Annotated in this window: 14 protein-coding genes; 6 read left to right on the top strand and 8 right to left on the bottom strand. The window is 61.2% G+C overall.

Annotated elements, in window-relative coordinates; genetic code table 11:
- Window positions 1–2: 2 nt before the first annotated feature.
- The 4 genes from WJU23_RS18935 to WJU23_RS18920 all read right to left on the bottom strand — a co-directional run bounded on the left by WJU23_RS18935 (window position 3) and on the right by WJU23_RS18920 (window position 5,431).
- Window positions 3–1,475: a sulfatase gene (locus tag WJU23_RS18935; protein ID WP_346334183.1), complete on the bottom strand. Its 1,473-nt coding sequence runs from the start codon at window positions 1,473–1,475 to the stop codon at window positions 3–5.
- Between the two features lie 22 nt (window positions 1,476–1,497).
- Window positions 1,498–3,018: an arylsulfatase gene (locus WJU23_RS18930; RefSeq protein ID WP_346334182.1), complete on the bottom strand. Its 1,521-nt coding sequence runs from the start codon at window positions 3,016–3,018 to the stop codon at window positions 1,498–1,500.
- Between the two features lie 87 nt (window positions 3,019–3,105).
- Window positions 3,106–3,858, bottom strand: coding sequence for a hypothetical protein (locus WJU23_RS18925; protein ID WP_346334181.1), 753 nt, complete (start codon window positions 3,856–3,858; stop codon window positions 3,106–3,108).
- A 112-nt stretch (window positions 3,859–3,970) separates the two neighbouring features.
- Window positions 3,971–5,431 carry a sulfatase gene (locus WJU23_RS18920; protein ID WP_346334180.1) on the bottom strand — a complete coding sequence of 487 codons (1,461 nt, stop codon included), beginning with the start codon at window positions 5,429–5,431 and terminating at the stop codon, window positions 3,971–3,973.
- Window positions 5,432–5,526: 95 nt separating this feature from the next.
- On the opposite strand from WJU23_RS18920, the gene WJU23_RS18915 reads away from it, so the two are divergent.
- Window positions 5,527–5,949: a cupin domain-containing protein gene (locus WJU23_RS18915; protein WP_346334179.1), complete on the top strand. Its 423-nt coding sequence runs from the start codon at window positions 5,527–5,529 to the stop codon at window positions 5,947–5,949.
- Between the two features lie 44 nt (window positions 5,950–5,993).
- Here WJU23_RS18915 and WJU23_RS18910 read toward each other — a convergent pair whose 3' ends face one another.
- The 4 genes from WJU23_RS18910 to WJU23_RS18895 form a co-directional block, all read right to left on the bottom strand.
- Window positions 5,994–6,413 carry a hypothetical protein gene (locus WJU23_RS18910; RefSeq protein WP_346334178.1) on the bottom strand — a complete coding sequence of 140 codons (420 nt, stop codon included), beginning with the start codon at window positions 6,411–6,413 and terminating at the stop codon, window positions 5,994–5,996.
- Window positions 6,414–6,723: 310 nt separating this feature from the next.
- Complete coding sequence (locus WJU23_RS18905) at window positions 6,724–7,470, bottom strand: SDR family oxidoreductase (RefSeq protein ID WP_346334177.1); 747 nt, start codon at window positions 7,468–7,470, stop codon at window positions 6,724–6,726.
- Window positions 7,451–8,425, bottom strand: coding sequence for an amidohydrolase family protein (locus WJU23_RS18900; protein WP_346334176.1), 975 nt, complete (start codon window positions 8,423–8,425; stop codon window positions 7,451–7,453). The genes WJU23_RS18905 and WJU23_RS18900 overlap by 20 nt, the downstream gene beginning before the upstream one ends.
- 80 nt (window positions 8,426–8,505) lie before the next feature.
- Window positions 8,506–10,206, bottom strand: a complete 1,701-nt coding sequence (locus tag WJU23_RS18895) for a tetratricopeptide repeat protein (protein WP_346334175.1) — start codon at window positions 10,204–10,206, stop codon at window positions 8,506–8,508.
- Between the two features lie 132 nt (window positions 10,207–10,338).
- Here WJU23_RS18895 and WJU23_RS18890 point away from each other — a divergent pair, with 132 nt between their 5' ends.
- The 5 genes from WJU23_RS18890 (at window position 10,339) to WJU23_RS18870 (ending at window position 16,621) form a co-directional block, all read left to right on the top strand.
- A complete protein-coding gene (locus tag WJU23_RS18890) occupies window positions 10,339–11,109 on the top strand; it encodes a hypothetical protein (RefSeq protein WP_346334174.1) in 771 nt (256 codons plus the stop codon).
- 36 nt (window positions 11,110–11,145) lie between these two features.
- Window positions 11,146–11,613 carry a hypothetical protein gene (locus WJU23_RS18885; RefSeq protein WP_346334173.1) on the top strand — a complete coding sequence of 156 codons (468 nt, stop codon included), beginning with the start codon at window positions 11,146–11,148 and terminating at the stop codon, window positions 11,611–11,613.
- Complete coding sequence (bamD, locus tag WJU23_RS18880; protein ID WP_346334172.1) at window positions 11,610–12,572, top strand: outer membrane protein assembly factor BamD; 963 nt, start codon at window positions 11,610–11,612, stop codon at window positions 12,570–12,572. Before WJU23_RS18885 ends, bamD begins: the two co-directional genes overlap by 4 nt.
- Before the next feature lie 267 nt (window positions 12,573–12,839).
- Entirely contained in the window at window positions 12,840–13,832 is a 993-nt protein-coding gene (locus WJU23_RS18875) for a hypothetical protein (RefSeq protein ID WP_346334171.1), read from the top strand.
- 32 nt (window positions 13,833–13,864) lie between these two features.
- Complete coding sequence (locus tag WJU23_RS18870) at window positions 13,865–16,621, top strand: immunoglobulin domain-containing protein (protein ID WP_346334170.1); 2,757 nt, start codon at window positions 13,865–13,867, stop codon at window positions 16,619–16,621.
- The last annotated feature ends 41 nt before the right edge of the window (window positions 16,622–16,662 follow it).

Genomic DNA, 16,662 nt, shown 5'->3' with positions numbered 1-16,662 from the left:
AGTTACTTTTTTACCGGCAGGTCACCGTCCTTGCCCTTGGCGCTGCGCAGGCGGGCGGTGAGCTGCTCCACGGTTTCGGCCTGGGCGGGCTGCTCGCTGAGGTTGATGTTTTCAGCGGGATCTCTGGTGTGGTCGTAGAGCATGCGGGCGGTGGGCTGGCCCTGGTTGTTGGAGTATTCGGTAAAGCGATGCTCCTCCGTGCGGAGTGTATCCCCGGCCATGAAACGGCCAATGGCCTGTTCCTTCCATTGCATGCCGGGTGTCTTCATGAGGGGTACAAAGCTGCGGCCCTGGACGTGCGCAGGGGTTGGCACGCCGGCGAGCTCGCAGAGGGTGGGATAGACGTCAATGAGCTCGGTGAGACCGGCGGTTTTGAGGCCACCTTTGAAGCCGGGGGCGCGGATGATGAGGGGGACCTGCATGGAGGTCTCGTAGCAGCTATGTTTGCACCAAAGGGTGTGCTCCCCCAGGTTCCATCCGTGATCGCCCCAGAGGATGACGATGGTGTTTTCGGTTAGGCCGAGGCGGTCCAGTTCTTCGAGGACCTTGCCGATCTGGGCATCGGTGAAGCTGACGCAGGCCTGGTAACCCCGGATCATGTTCAGAGCCATGTCTTCGGGCAGGGGGCCGGTTTTGGGAATGCCCTTGTAGGCTCGCAGCTCGCCGGAATTGTGGATGGATTCGGCGGGCGCGTCTTTGGGGGCGTGGTAGTTGGAGGGCAGTTTGATGCTGTCTTCAGGGTAGAGGTCCCAGTATTTTTTAGGGGCAATGAAGGGGAGGTGGGGCTTGAAAAAACCGGCGGCGATGAAGAAGGGCTGGTCCTGGTCCTTCAGGCGGCGGAGGTCCTTGATGGTCTTTTCGGCGACGAGACCGTCGCTGAGCTGGTGATCTTCCAGCGGGGAAATTTCATAGGGAACGCCACGCTCGGGTTTGCCCTTTTTGGCGGCGCCTTTGCCCTTGCCTTTGCCTTTGTTTTGGCCGGAGGATTTTTCCGGGCCATTGGCGGCTTTTTTCTTTGGCATGTCCTCGGGGGCGGTGGCGCCGGGTTTGCCAGGGCTGGGCCGCCAGGCGGGTTCGGTCCAGCCGATGGCGCTGTCTTCTGGGTGGTGGAAGATCTTGCCGTTGGAGACGGTGTGGTAGCCGTTTTCCTTGAGGTGCGTGTTCAGGGTGGTGATGCCAGGGGCGTCCTTTTCCGCATACGCCAGATGGGTGACGAAGCGCTTCGGCGCAGGGCGGATGCTGGTCATCAGGCTGGCGCGGGAGGCCCCGCAGGTGGGCACCATGCAGTAGGCGCGCTGGAAGAGGGTGCCCTGGGAGGCGAGGCGGTCCAGGTTGGGTGAATGGATCTGGCTCTGCCCATAGCAGCCGAGCTGCGGACGGAGGTCATCCACGGCGATCATGAGGATGTTAGGCCGGTCGGCGGAGAAGGCGGCGAAGGGCAGGGCCGCGAGGAAAAGGAGGAGAAGGGATTTCATGGTCAAAAGTGAATAACAAACTTTAGGGAATGGAGGCGGCGGATGGAAGAATAACTTCGACATCATTGGTCAGGTCCGTGCCGGGAGTGCTGCGACCTTTTGTGATCTGCTGCTTTAACAACGCGAGGAGGCGGGCGGCTTCGGCTAGACGTTGGGTGATGAGGTTGGTGGTCTCGCCAGGATCTGCCTGGAGGTCGTATAGCTGGGCATCGGGGAGGCCTTGTTTTTTGGCGTCTTCGTCGGTGGGTTTGCCCCAGCCACCGGAGGCGGCACAGAGGTTCAATTTCCACCGGCCTTCGCGGATGGCGAACTTGCCGGCGATGCTGTGATGGACGATGTGACTGCGGCCTTGGGCACTGGCGGTGGCTCTGAGGAGGGGCAGGAAACTCTGGCTGTCGGGGGCGGCGGTTTCAGCCAGAGGCTGGCCGAGGACATCGGCGACGGTGGCCATGAAATCCCCCAGGCAGATGAGGGCATCGCTGCGGCTGGCGGCGGGGATGGTGCCGGGCCAGCGGGCGAAGAAGGGCACGCGGTGGCCGCCGTCCCAGATATCCGCCTTATACCCGCGATACTGCGCACTGGCAAAGTGGCCCTGTTTTTCCAGCCCGGCCGTGTCCGCCTGGGGGGAGCAGCCGTTGTCGGCGGAGAAGAGGACGAGGGTGTTCTCCGCAAGCTGATGCCGGTCCAATGCGGCGAGGATGCTGCCGACGCTGGCATCCGTCTGCATGACAAAGTCGCCGTATTTGCCGAGGCCGCTTTTGCCCTGCCATTCGGCACTGGGCACGATGGGCGTATGCGGGGAGGTGAGGGGCACGTAAAGGAAGAAGGGCTTGCCAGATTTGGCAGTGGCGGCCTGTTCATCCAGATATTCGACCGCGCGCCGGGTGAGGCGGGGCAGCATGTCCACCGTGGGCAGGTCCTCCACAACGTGGTCCTGGATGATGAGGGAGGACATGGTGCGGGCATTGGAGCAGCCCCAAAAGAGGTCAAAGCCGCGTGTGATGGGGCCGCCGATGATCCGGGCGCCCAGGGGCAGGCCGCTGCGGCCCATGGCGTTTTTGTCTTTGCCTTTGCTCTTCGTTTTGGCGTCGGGCTTGAGGGTGGGGGATTCGGAGTTGAAACCAAGGTGCCATTTGCCGATGCACGCGGTGGCGTAACCCTGCTGCTGGAGGAAGGTGGCGACGGTGAGGCGGTCTGCGGCGATGAGAGGATCGTCATTGCCGCCATCCAGCACGCCTTTCTGCAAACGGGTGCGCCAGGAATAACGGCCAGTGAGCAGGCCGTAGCGCGTGGGGGTGCAGACGGAGGAGCCGCTGTGGGCATCGGTAAAGGTCATGCCCTGGCCGGCCAGGCGGTCCAGATGCGGGGTGGGGATTTTTCCACGATCCGGATTCAGGCACTGGACGTCACCGTAACCGAGGTCATCGGCGAGGATGAATACAATGTTAGGCCGGGAGGGGGAAGGGGGTTGGGCGGGGGATAGGGAGGGGAGGGAGATGAGCAGCGTAACAAGAAGGATAACAATATGCTTGGGCTGGCTCATGGGAGGGCGGCGATTCGGGGAAGGGGGCTTGTGCGCTGCGCTTACTTCGCGCCTCACCCGGAGAGTGAGGAGTACTGTACTGCTGGATTACCTGGCTTTCTTTTCCTTTGGCTGCTTGACGATGACAGGTTCGAATTTGGGGAAGGTGTTGCGGACAGTGGGCCAGGTGGGCTGGACATCGGGCTTGATGGTCCAGAAGGTGACATTGTCGAGCTCGACGCTGCCGCCTTTGGGACCGGCGACGCCCATGCCGGGAGCGCCGCTGGGCGGGGGCAGGGCATAGGAGGGGTGCCGGGCGTAGAGGGTGGGGCCGCCGGCAAAGCGGACGAGGAATTCCTCCCCCCTCAGCTCGGCCAGGGCGTGGTACCATTTGCCGGGTTCGTATTTAAGGTTGGTGTTTTCAGCGACTTTGAGACTGTCGTGGTCGGCCAGCAGGAAAACGCTGTCAGCGGTGAATTTGATGCGGGCGACGTGGTGGCCAAATTCCACAAAGGGCACGATGGCGGCCTCCTCCCCGTCCAGGAAGCGGACGGAAAACCGGGCGATGAACTGGGCCGGAGTGGCAGGGGAGCTGATGCGGGGCTCGAGGCCCTTGTGATCCGCTTTTGAAGCCTGGTATTCCGGGGTGGATGGGAGGCCGCGCAGAACACCGTCGGCCACGGTCCAGCGGGTGCCCATATTGGGTTTCCAGTGGGCTTTGTTAAGCTGGGCGGGATCTGAAAAGTCATGCTCCAGGACGATCTGGTCCGGCACGGCGAGGAGCGGTTTTAAAGATGGGGGCGGTTCCGCTGCATGACCCAGGGTGGCCGTGATGAAGGCGAGAAGGTAAGAAACTTTCATGGATGCAGGCGAGGGGCAGCGGGTTATGAACGGCCTGGCCACCGGGCCAGGCCATAGGTGAGGGCAGGGAAACTCCTGGCCAGGCTGGCTCAGGAGTGATTAGCACGCAGGGTTACTCTGACTTTTCCTTGGACTTGTTTTTGCCTTTGCCTTTGCCTTTGCCCTTCTCTTTTCCTTTTCCTTTGGCTTTGTTCCGGCCGCCGTTGTTGTCACGGACGGAGGGGACCTCGGTGCCTTCGGGGGGCAGGTGGGAGGCAAGTTTGGCTTTGACCTCGCTCATGCCGACCTCACCAGCCAGGTTGGTCCATTCATGGGGGTCTTGGGTGTGGTCATAAAGTTCTTCGCTGCCGTCCGCATAGCGGATGTAGCGCCACTGCTCATTTTTCACGGCGTGGTTGCCCTTGTCATGGGTGCAGATGGCCACGCCGTCCCAGGCGGCTTTGGGGTCTTTCAGCAGGGGCACCAGGCTGGCACCTTTGACATGGGCGGGCACGGGCAGGCCGGTCAGCTCGCAGAGGGTGGGGTAGATGTTCATGTAGTCCACGCCGGCATTGCAGACGCTGCCGGGTTTGGAGACACCAGGGGCGACGATGGAGAAGGAGGTGCGGGTGGTGTCTTCCCAGAGGGCAAATTTGCGCCAGTGCTGCTTCTCCCCCAGGGCCCAGCCATGGTCGGTCCACCAGACGATGATGGTCTTGTCCTTGCGCGGGCTGGCGTCCAGGCCGTCCAGCAGGCGGCCCACCTGGTCATCCAGGTAGGAGGTGGTGGCCAGGTAGGCCTGCACGGCTTTTTTCCACTGGTCACCCTTGACGACTTTGGCGTGGTCGCCTTCCGGTTTGGCCATTTTCACGCCGGCGGCGGGAATGTCAGCCAGGTCATCCTCCTTCACTTTGGGGAGCTGGATGCTTTCCAATGGGAAGCGGTCGAAGAACTCCTGCGGCACATACCAGGGCAGGTGCGGTTTGACATAGCCGGCGGCTAAAAAGAGCGGCTTGTCCAGGGGGGCGGTCTTCAGCTCGTTGATGGCCCAGTCGGTCATCTTGGTGTCGCCCATCTCCTCCGTTTTGGCGTCCAGCACGCCCCAGTCGAAGTGCCCGCTGTTGAGGCCGTTCATGTTGGATTCATGGGTCTTGGTGCCGGGGAACAGGTTTTTCCAGACGGTCCAGGTGTCTTCCCGGCCTTCGCTTGGGCCGCCGTGGTAGATTTTGCCGCCGCCCTGGGTGTTATAGCCCTGAGCCAGGAAGTGGCGGTTGATGGTGACGATGTCCTTGATGATGCCGCCGGCGGTGTCGTCATTCGTGTAGATGCCCGTCTGCCAGGGGCGCAGGCCGGTCATCAGCGCGGCGCGGGAGGGGTTGCAGGCTGGGGCGGCGCAGTGGGCATTGGTGAAGGCGGTGCCCCGGGCGACCAGGCGGTCAATGTTGGGCGTCTTCGCCTGCGGATGGCCTCCCAGGTGGCCCACCCAGTCGTTCAGGTCATCCACGGCGATGAAGAGCACGTCCGGCTTTTCAGCTGCGGGCAGGCTCAGAGAAAAAAGACCCAGCAGGGCAGGGAGGAGGCGCGTCAGTTTCATGCGCGCTGGAGAACGCTGCCGCCCTCACGCATCTTCCGCGAAAAACAATTTCCTTCTTGCTCCGCCGCAGGCTGCCGGGTTGATTTGTGCCTGTCATGAACCCGCCACCTGAGTCCGCTGCCATACCTTTGTCCCAGGCTGCCAGTCCGGCTACAGGACCTCTGCTGATCCGGCATGAAGGGCACACCGCCCGGGAACGCAGCACCTGCGGCTGGCGGGACCGCCTGATCAGCCATGAGGATGCCCCTCTGGCCCCGGCCGCCTGGGCGCATGCGGTGGATATTGACGGAGCCAGGCTGCACTATCACCGCCGCTCCACGGAACTGTATTACGTGCTGGAGGGCAGCGGCAGTGTGCTGCTGGATGGCGTGGAGCAGCCGGTCACACGCGGTTCTCTGGTCCACATCCCACCCGGTGTCATCCATGGCGCGCGTGGCCACATGCGCGTGCTGGTCATTGGCATCCCCGACATCGCCGAGGATGACTATTTCGAGGCGGAGAGGGAGAATGCAGAATGACGAATGATGAATCAATGTCGTTAAGATAAGGGTTTCACAAATTTTTATACGCGGTGGGTGGCATGCGTTTGGCGCGCGGCTTGCGCGGATTGGAACGACCCGGTCTCACCAGACATCGCGCTCGTTCGAAGAAGCTGTTTAGTGCCCGCAACGTTTTGTCCAGCAGGTGTTCCAGCCCCCGCCCCAACAACCCGTGCAGATGACGAAACACCGCCGCCAGTGCGTGCGTGCGGTTGATTTGCTGCGCGCGGCACTTCAGCAGCTTGTAACCGCTCTCCATAGAACTCACGCACGCAAAGCTCGTTGAGTTCGATGAAGGCCGTATGCCGCAGCTTGGCCCGCGCCTGGCTCAGGGCCGAGGCGGTGACCATGGCTTCTGCAGGACCGTCGATGGCTTCCAGCAGTTCCTCCAGATTGCGTTGCAGACTGCTGAGCATGAGGCGCAGTTGGAGCACCACAAGCATGACGAAACTCAGCCCGCGATGGCGTGTGATGTCCTCAGCCCGCCCGCGATGGGAGTGACAAAACGCAGGCATAGTGATGTGCTTGCGAAGGCATTGAGCCAGCGACCTCTGGTAAATGCAGTATTTTGAGGTCCCTGGTAATTATAGAGGCTCAGAATCCCGTAGAATCAAGGCTTCCTGCCGTCCCCCTGCTTCGCCCAGTCTTCTTCCGTTTCAAGGCTTTTGTATCGCGTTTCCTTATCTTAACAACATTGAATGCAGAATGACGAATGGTTCAGCAAGCGGGGTGAGGACGAGGGGGAGCCCCTGCTCACATCTTGCCGATCTGGCTGACCGTGAGGCCGCCATCGATGGTGATGATTTCGCCGGTGAGGTAGCGGCCGGCGGGGGAGGTGAGGTAGATGACGGCGCCGGCGCAGTCTTCGGGGGTGCCGACTTCGCCCAGGAGGATCTTTTTCTCGTAATGGCGGAGGAGGTCCTGGGCGCGGGGCTCCATCCAGGTGGAGGTGAGGGGGGTGCGGATGAGGCCGGGGGCGATGCCATTGACCCGGATGCCGAGGGGGGCGAGGGAGACGGCGAGGCTGCGGGTGAGCATGACCAGGGCGCCTTTGCTGGAATCGTAAGCGCAGGAATCCGCCTCGGCCTGGAAGCCATTGGTGGAGGAGGTGATGACGATGCTGCCAGGCACCCCGCGTGCGGCGCACTGACGGGCGAAGGCCTGGGCGAGGAAGAAGGTGGCGGTGACATTGAGCTGAAAGGTGCGGTCCCAGAGCTGGCGGGTCATTTCGAGAACAGGCAGGTCAAAGAAGCTGCCGGCATTGCAAACGAGGATGTCCACGTCCCCGGCGGCATCCATGAGGAGCTGGGGGCCTTCGGGATCGAGGAGGTCGGCCTGGACATAACCGGCGGCGGGGGAGAGGTCTGCGGGGCGCTCCTGCAGGCCGTGGTGGACGACGGTGGCTCCAGCCTCCTGAAGGCCGAGACCGATGGCGAGGCCGATGCCCTGGGAGGAGCCGGTGACGAGGGCGCGGTGGCCATCAAGCGAGAATGCTTTCATCTTTCAGCTTCAAATAGGCGCGGGTGTTGGTTTCGGCAATCCTTTGGACGACATCGGGCGGATTCTTTTTCAGCGCGGTCAGCTCCTTTTCATAGGTGCAGATGAGGCGGACGATCTCCTGGTCAATCTCCGCCGCATAGCTGTAAAAGGGAGAGTCGCTGCCCCACATGAACTTGGTGGGGTAGGCGGCGGCGAGGTCGGCGATGACGCGGGCGGGGTCGCTGTAGTCGCTGTCGAAGCGGCGGTCGCGGGGGGCGATGAAGGGCATGTCTTTGACCGCGCCTTCGCAATGGATGCAGTGGGCGGAATTGTCGAACCAGGTGTTAGGCAGAGCATTGACACGATCCAGGCACTCTTTGTCAAAGCGGCAGGAGTGGGCCAGGCAGAAACGGATTTGCGGGTTCTCTTCGGCGATGTCCAGGATGTCGCTGGCCTGGGCCCAGAGGTCGCTTTTGGCGACGCTGGAATGGATGAGCAGGGGCAGGTCCCATTCCTCCGCGAGCTCGAGGAAGACCTTGCCCCGGTCGCGCAGGTGCTTGATGTCGGATTGCAGGATGGTGGTCTGCATCTTGATGCCGTAAAAGGCGTATTCCTGGCGCAGGCGGCGGAGTTCCTCGGCCTGGGCGGCGGGGTTGCGCATGGGGTCCACCATGATGAAGGGCAGCATGCGGGGGGCGTATTCTGGAAAGAGATCGTAGATCTCCTTCATGAGGCGGCGGTTCTCCAGCGCGTAGGGCACCTGGGTGAGCTGCATGCCGCCTTCGCGGACCTCATGGGTCAGGAAGCCGCTGGCATCCAGGGCCATGTGGCTGACGAAGGGGAAGACGATCCAGCGGTCCACGCCATGCGCGCCGCCTTCCTCGACCATGGAGACGAGGTGCTGGGCATACGGGAAGTCGCCGTGAAGATAGAAGAGGACGTCCACGCCGACATGATTGTGACAGTCAATGATCATGAGGCAGAGGTACGCAGCTCGCAGGCGGGTACATGCAGGGAAGGGTGGGGCGGTTAAGAATCAGTTGGGGCCCAACTGAACTACTTGCGCTTTTGATGCTCCATGAAGGCCTCGCGGGCTTCGCTGTTGCGGCCGGCTTTTTTATAGGCGTGGGCCAGGTTCATCCAGGCATGGGGGTGGTCCGGGCGGAGGCGGACGGTGTTGCGGTAGGCTTTGGCGGCCTCGGCGGGTTCGTTGCGTTTGTCCAGCAGGAGGCCTTGGTAGTACCAGGCTTCGGAGTAGCCGGCGTTGAGCTTCAGGCTTTGGGAAATGGCGGCCTGGGCGGCATCGTAGTCCCGCAGACGGCCGCGCACGTAGGCCTGGAGATAGTGCGCCTGGGCGTAGTCGGGGGCGAGGAGGGTCACGCGGCGCAGGGCGTCATCGGCTTTGCCTAGATCGCCATCGCGCACATGGCGGCTGGCCAGCAGCAGCCAGGCGAGCTGGTCGTTGGGGCGCTGATCCACGGCCAGTTGCAGGGCCTCCAGATCCTCGCTGCTGGTGGGGAGACCGTCTTTGGCCTCACGCAGTTTGGCAAAGGCGAGCTGATGCCAGTACAGGCCGGCTTTGGGGTCCAGGGCCACGGCTTTGCGCTGGCAGTTCAGCGCCTCAGGAGCCGCGCCGAGGTAGGTGGCGCTGAGGCCGAGCAGGGCCCAGCACTCTGCGCTGCGCGGATACTTGCGGGTGAGCTGCACGAGCTGGCGCATGGCGGCTTCCACGCGCTTTTGCTGGAGAGTGTTAAAGGCGGCGATGAATTCGGGATCGGCCACCACTTCGCTGATGCGCGGTTTTTGGGGGAGGTTTTTCAGCGGCTGCAGGGCCACGCGCTGCTGGCGGATGGCCAGCGCGGCGGCATCGCAAGGCAGGGCAAAGTTCATCCAGCTTTTCAGCGGTACTTTCATGCCGACGATGGCCATGACGCGGCCGTCCGCACTGAGCACCGGGGAGCCGACCCCGCCGGGGGAATCCGTGCCGCGCAGGTTCAGCCAGCCCTGGCCGGTAAGGGCGGCATCCATCTGCACGGTGGCGTCTGCGAGCACCAGGCCGCGCTTTTCAGAAACGGCCAGGACATGGCAGGGGCGTTCTTGGGAGAAGTCGGTGCCCGGCATCATTTCCAGCGGCACGGTTGCCTCAGATTCGCTTTGCAGGAGGGTCACACCGCTGGTGAGGTCCGCCTGGTAAAAGCCGATGATACGGTGGCTGGTGCCGGCTGCGCCGATGGTGGTGATGTAGTCCACCTTGGCGGCGATCTCCGGATGCAGAAGGCCAGTGTCCGTGAGGATGACGCCGTCCGGGCTGACAAAGAAACCGATGCCGCTGCTGAGCTGAGTGCCGAATTCATCCCACACGCGAATGCCGACGACGGAGCTGGCCACCTTGCTGCCGAGGGCGCGGAGCTGTTCTTCCTCCGCCGTGAGCGGGCGCGCGGGCGCTACCTCAGGCACGGGTTCCCCGGGCAGGTAGGGGGAGATGGGCGGGAGCAGTTCCAGGTTGTCCTCATCGGCCAGGGGCAGGTCGCGTTTTTCCCCCTGGAAAAGCAGGAGCGGGTTTTCATAATTGTTTACATCCACAGGAAAGCCGGCCTCGCTGGGCAGGGCGGGCTCTCCGGGGGCGGTGGGGGCGGTGGGGGCAGACGGGGAGATGGGGTCCAGCACTGCGGAGGGCAGGGGGGCTTTGGCAGCAGGCTCCTGGGCAGCAAGCTGGGTCGTGAAAAGGGCGAGGCAGATCCAGATAAAGACGCGCATAACAAGGCGTCCAGTGTGACCTGGATGTGACATTTCTGCGGCGATTTGTCTGTGACGAATTCTTCACATGGAACTGATTTATGCGGGGCGTGAGGCGCATTAATACAGCGCCGTCCCACTCTCACTCCCCTCATGCGTTCACTAGCCCTGCTTGCCCTCTCACTCTGTGCCGCCGCTGCTCCGGCGGCTGAGCTTGAACTGAAGTCCCTTGGTGGTGGGGAGGCCGCGGCGGTGAAGCGGAAATTTGGTCCTTATGTGGGTGTGGCTGTGGGGGATTCCAATGGCCAGGAAGGCCGGGTGAAAATCTCTGACCGCTCCTTCAATCTGGATAACAATGACGGCGCGGCCATCTTCAGCATGGAAGTGGGTAAAAGCTGGCGGATGAAGCGCTTCCCCATCTTGGCATCTGTGGATGTGGAGGGTACTTTCATGGCCACTGAGCTGACCGGCCGGTCCAACGACGCGCGCCAGGCGGCAGGTGCGGGCGGACGGCTGGCGGATGACACTGTGTCCTACGCCACGGACATGAACTCCCTGATGTTTACCCTCAACGGTACCCTGGCTTTGGATCTGTACCGTTACCGGGCGCGCATCGGCAAGTTTGCCGCCGGGTTCAAACCTTACATCGGTGGCGGTCTGGGCGGCGGCCAGGTCTGGTATCGCAATGCGACCGCCAAGTCACGTGCCCAGTTCAACGGCACCGGCACGAACAGCCCGCGTGACACGCCGTTCAGCATTGATGAATTCATCAACACCTGGAACTGGTATGCAGGCGTGGAGTGGAGCTGGAAAGACCAATATTCCATCTTTGTGGAATACCGCGATACGAGCTTTGGCGACCTGGACCAGCTCACTGAATTCTCCACCGACGGCTACCTGGTCGGCTTCCGTTACCGCTACTAAAACCTGTTTCGTTTTCCCATCATTCTCCCCTCCCACATGAACTGCTCCCGCCTGTTTTTTCTGGTCCTTGCCATCGGCTCCCTTGCCTCTTGCAAGACTGTCTCCTCCCAGCGTTTCGCCTTTGCCAATGAGCCGGTGAGCTACCAGCTCGTCAGCGACATGATTGATGAAGAGACTATCGAGCACACGGTCAAGTTCCGCAATCTGGGCAACCAGGTGCTGAGCTTTGACTACACCATTGGCGATGAGCCGGGCATCCCCCACATTGACTGCCTGGGGCCAAACTCCGGTCTGATCGAAAACCTCTACCCCGGCGCAGAAGCCCAGGTGAAAAATCCGGTCAACAGCATGCGTGGCGTGTACGTCACCATGGGCCGCGTGACCTATGGCAAGAAGACCAGCGAGCAACTGGCCAAGCAGTACAAGCCCAGCACACTGCCTCCACCTGGCACCGGTCCGGCCACGCTGCCAGTCCTGGAATCTCTGAATATGCCGGGCGAATGAGCTCAGGAGCTTTGACAGCCTTCATTCTTCGCAGCCCTGTTTTTGCAGGGCTGCTTTGTTTTTTTGTCTGCGCGGGCCCGTGCCCTGGACGGGAGGATGACCAGGCGCGTGTACTTTATGCGCGTGCGCAAAAGCTGTTGTCCGAAGGTGACCCTGACGAGGCTCTGGACCGCTATCTGACACTGCTGAAAAAACATCCGCGCACCGAGTGGTCCGCCCTGTCTCTCTGGGATATGTACCGGATCTACATCCACCAGGATTCCCCGGAGCCGGCCTTTGAGGTGCTGAACCGCCTCATCGTCGAGCAGCCGGGCCACTTTGAAAAAGCCCACGCCGCCCAGCTGCAGCTGGTGCAGCGCATCCTGGGATCGGGCAAAGAGGCGCGGACTAACCTGGAGTCTGTCAAAAAGAAAAAGCCCCTGCCGCCGGAGATCGTGGTGGAGATGCTGAAGACGGTCATCAAAAACGGACCGCACAGCGAGGTGGGCATCCAGGCGCATTATTACCTGGCCATCGCCCGCGAGCAGGCCGGGGAGAAAACGGAGGCCATCGCGGCCCACGAAGATTTTGCCGAAACCTATTCCTCGCATGAACTGGCGGATGATGCCGGCTACCAGTCCGCCTACATCGCCTACAAATCCTGGAAGAGCATGCGCAGCACCGGGCCGCACCAGCGTGAAAATGCAGCCGTGGCGCTGGCCTGGTTCATCGCCCGGTTTCCGGAGAGTGACAAGGCGGCCCAGGCCAGGTCCTGCCTTGCGGAGGTGCGTGCGGCGGAGCTGAGTGAACTGCTGGGCCTGGCGCGGTATTATGAAGCCAGGTCCAATCCGAAAGCAGCGCTGATTTATTATCAGCAGATCGCATCCCGCTTTCCGGAGGTCATCCAGACGGATGAGGTCCTGCGTGACAAAATCCTCAGCCTCAAAGGCGCTGAGGAGGTGGTGGGCCCTGTGCGATGAGATTTTTCCGGTAATGAGGTATGAAAAACCGCCAGATTGCGTGTCGAAAACGTTGCTCAGAACAGGTTGCCTTTGTGACGTGCATTGGTGCCGCAGGCTCAGGCTGCAGCGGTGGTGGCCGGAGGCGCGGTGAAGGTGACAAAAGTGTTACCCTGGAGGTTTTGTGACAAGGGGGGATGTGGGTTCATATCAGGTCAGCCTGCTCTCACCTTGAGTCAGCTCATTCACCGCCTTCACACCAAAACAATGATTCGACCTCCACTCACCTTGTTAACCCTGCTTGCCCTGACGACGTTCTGCGTCGGCACGGTACGTGGCCAGTCTGACATGCTGCCAATGAGCCGCACCGTAGGTTCCATTAGCCTGACACTGCCGAAGAACGCCACCACCCTTGTGGCCCTGCCAAACGTCAAGATCGTTGCCGATGGCACCATCTCTGCCGTCGCAGGTGATAACCTGACAGTGGCCTCCACGCCGGCTGTCCTGCCAGATGTGAGCGGCTCTGCTTACGCCATCAAGATCACCAGCCGCAACAGCCATGCTGCCGGCAGCACCAACGCCTACGGCCTTTCCGCCACCATTACCGCCCAGGCCGGGCAGGAGGTCACAGCGGATCTGTCCACCGCCCCGAACGTCGGCGACAGCTTTGTCATCTATGAGCTTTCCACGATTGCTGACATCTTCGGTGCCAACAACAGCGCAGGTCTGCACGGCGGCATCACCCCGGCAGTGGCTGACATTGTCAGCCTGACCAGCGGTGGCGAGATCATTGGTTACTTCTATAACACCTCCGCCAATGCCTGGAGATTGGTTTCTGCACCGGATGGTGCAAACCAGGGTGATACCGTGATTGAATCCGGCTCCGGTGTCATGGTGACCCGGCAGGATGAGGGGTCGGCCATCACGCTGCGCCTTTCAGGCGAGGTGGTGACTGGCCGTCACGCGGCCAATGTCGGCAGCGGGTTTTCCATCGTGAACAATCCTTTCCTGATCCCGACGACGCTGGCTGCCAGCTCTCTTCAGGACAACATCACCGGCGGCACGGGCCCTGGTGCTGCGGACATCGTCTATCTGGAGTCCGCCGGTGAGCTCACCGGTTATTATTACAAGACCGGCGGCATCGGCGGCACCGGCTGGCGCGCACTCGGTGACAACGTCACCGACCAGGGTGCAACCATCATCGCCCCAGGCAAGGCCATCCTCTTCAAGGAAATCGCTGGCAGCGCCGGCTTCGCCCTTCCTGAGCCCTTCGCTGAATAATTTTTACACTTCACCTTTCCTCACTCAGACACATGAAAAAATTTGTTTTATCCGCCCTGCTGCTGCTGAGCTCCCTCGGCAGCACCCAGGCTGCGAACCTTTTCGCGTCCAATTTGGGCACCGGCATCACCTTGCGTGATTCGGTGACTCCCCTGTCCTCCGGGACGGTACGCTTCGGCGTTTTCCCTGCCGGCTTTGATGTCGCTGCCAATGCCAATGACATTGCTGCCCTTGATGAAGCTTTCATCACGGTTTACAGCTTCACCGGCAACCTGAATGCCCAGTCTGTTAACGGCTTCTTCGAAACCGCCCACGAATACGACACCTCTGCCACCTACGGCGGACTGCCATACGATTCATCCGCCGGCTCCACAGCCGAAGTGGCGGGCGACATCGCCGGCAGCGAAGTCTATGTCTGGGTTTACAATGGTGTGTCTCCTGTCGCCTCCTCGGAGCAGGCCATTTTTGTGACCGACCAGACCTGGGTGGATGCCGATGATTTCGTGGCAGACACTTTTGTCAGCATTGACGCCGGCGCCCTCGGACGCACTGCCATCGCGGGTCAGCTTAGCACGGGTGCCGACATCGGCGCCGGTGCCGCTTCCAACCGTGCAGGTGGTGTGCTGCTTTCCGTGACCATCGCCCGTAATCCTGGTGACGTCTCCGTCCTTCCTGGCACGGCTGTGACCTTCACCAGCAATGTCATCGGCGGTCTGGGGCTGGAGTTTGAGTGGTTCAAAAACGGTGCTAGCATCGAAGGCGAAACAGACTCCACTCTGGTGATTGATTCCGCCGTCATTGATGACACGGCCGACTACTCCGTCGCCGTGACAAGCGGTGCGACAACCGTTGAAAGCAACGTGCTGAATCTGACGGTCTCCGAGACACCTCCTTCCGGTGCTCCGACGATTGTGCAGCAGCCTGCTCCTCAGATCGTTGCAGTCGGCGATTCTCTTGACCTCAGCGTCGGTGCAGTGGGCCCAGGCACACTTCGTTACCAGTGGAAAAAAGGCGCCAACGTCGCCGGCGCAACAACGCCTTCCATCTCCATCCCGAATGTGACTCTGAAGTCTGCCGGTGCCTATTCCGTCCAGATCTCCAACACACCGGGCGCAGGCACGGGCACCGTCACCAGTGCCAAGGCTGAAGTTGCTGTCGTGGACACCACGGACCGCATTATTGCTGTCGCCGTTGGCGGCACCGCCAAGCTCGCTGTTGCCGCTTCTGGCAAAAGCCTCACCTACCAGTGGTTCAAGGATGGCGTTTCCGTCTCCGGTGCCACCAAAAAGGCGCTTTCTGTGAAAGTCACGGATGCAACTCTGGCTGGTGAATACGTCTGCGTCGTCACCGCTCCTGGCGGCTCCCTGGAGTCCGGCGTCCAGAACGTGGTGCTGATCTCTGAAGCTCCTGTCTTCACGGGCGGTTCCAGCATCACACTCCCAGCGGGTGTCGTCGGCGGCGATTACAGCGTGGAGATCTATCCTCTCATGGACCAGACTCCTGCCAAAACACCGCTTTCCTTCAAGGCCACCAAGCTGCCTGCAGGTGTGAAGATTGATACCAAAACCGGTGTCATCAGCGGTCGTCCGACCAAGGCTGGCACTTATTCTGCCACCATCACGGCTGTCACCAGCAAAGATCTGGGCGGCAGCGTCGTGACCACGGCTTCGATCACCATCAGTGATTTCCCGTCCGGCCTGGCCGGCACGTATGTGGCCTCGGTTGAATCCGACGAAGTGGTGGGCGCCGGTCTCGGTGGCCGCATTGACTTCACCATCACCACCAAGGGTGCCCTCAGCGGCAAGCTCCTGCTGGGCGGTGACAAAGTGGTACCTTTCAAAGGCTCCCTGGTCATCCCAAGCGGCGGTGGCAACCCTGTGCTGGACATTGACATCATCCGCAAGACTTCCTACCTGCCTCTGAACTTCTACACAGAATTCAACACCACGACCGGTCTCCTGGAAGGTGCTGAGCTTTCTCAAGAAGGCGGCAGCGCAGACGTCCAGGGCTGGAAAAACACCAATGTCGGTGCCACTTATGCAGGTCTGACCACCTTTGGTCTCCAGATCCCTGTGGATCTTGAAGGCAATGTCAACGTCCCTCAGGGCGTCAGCTACGGCACCATCACGGTGAAGGCTCCTGCCGGCACCCTGAAGATCGTTGGCAACACCGCTGATGGCCAGAAAATCACTGGCGCGACCTTCGTGGGTCCTGATGGCCAGGTGGTCATCCACAATGCCCTCTACATTCCTTTCAAGGGCTCCCTCAGCGGTGTGCTTGATCTGAACCGTGGTGCTACGGCTGCTGAAGACACCATCACAGGTGATGATGTCTTCTGGACACGCCCTGCTGCCACAACTCCCAAGTCCAAAATGTATCAGGCTGGTTTTGGCCCTATCGCTCTGACCCCTGTGGGCGGACGTTATGTCAACACCACTGGTGTTTATCTGGACGTGGCCGCTGGCACGACTGCTGAACTGGTTTTCGAAGAAGCTGGCATCAATCCTGAAGCCAATGATCCAAGCGTGGAACTCACCCTTGATGCCAAGAACAAGTTCACCATCGCGGCGAATCCTGAGAACACCAAGCTGAAGCTGGTGTCCAAGACAGGCGCTTTCTCTGGTAACATTGTCCAGCCGACCAACCGCAAAGCCAAGTTCCAGGGCGTGGCCGTCCGCACCAGCCCCACCACGGTGGACGGCCTGGGTTACTTCACCATCCCGCAGGTGGATGACACAACCCTCTCCGGCTATGTCGGTCTCTCCGTCCTCCCTCCGGTCATCGAGTAAGCAACCCTTAACTTCCCTCCGGTGAATTCACCTTTGAATAA

This window comes from Prosthecobacter sp. SYSU 5D2 (assembly GCF_039655865.1).
Taxonomy (GTDB): domain Bacteria; phylum Verrucomicrobiota; class Verrucomicrobiia; order Verrucomicrobiales; family Verrucomicrobiaceae; genus Prosthecobacter.
Note: the sequence above shows the minus strand (reverse complement) of the source record. Positions and strands in the feature narration are given on the sequence as shown.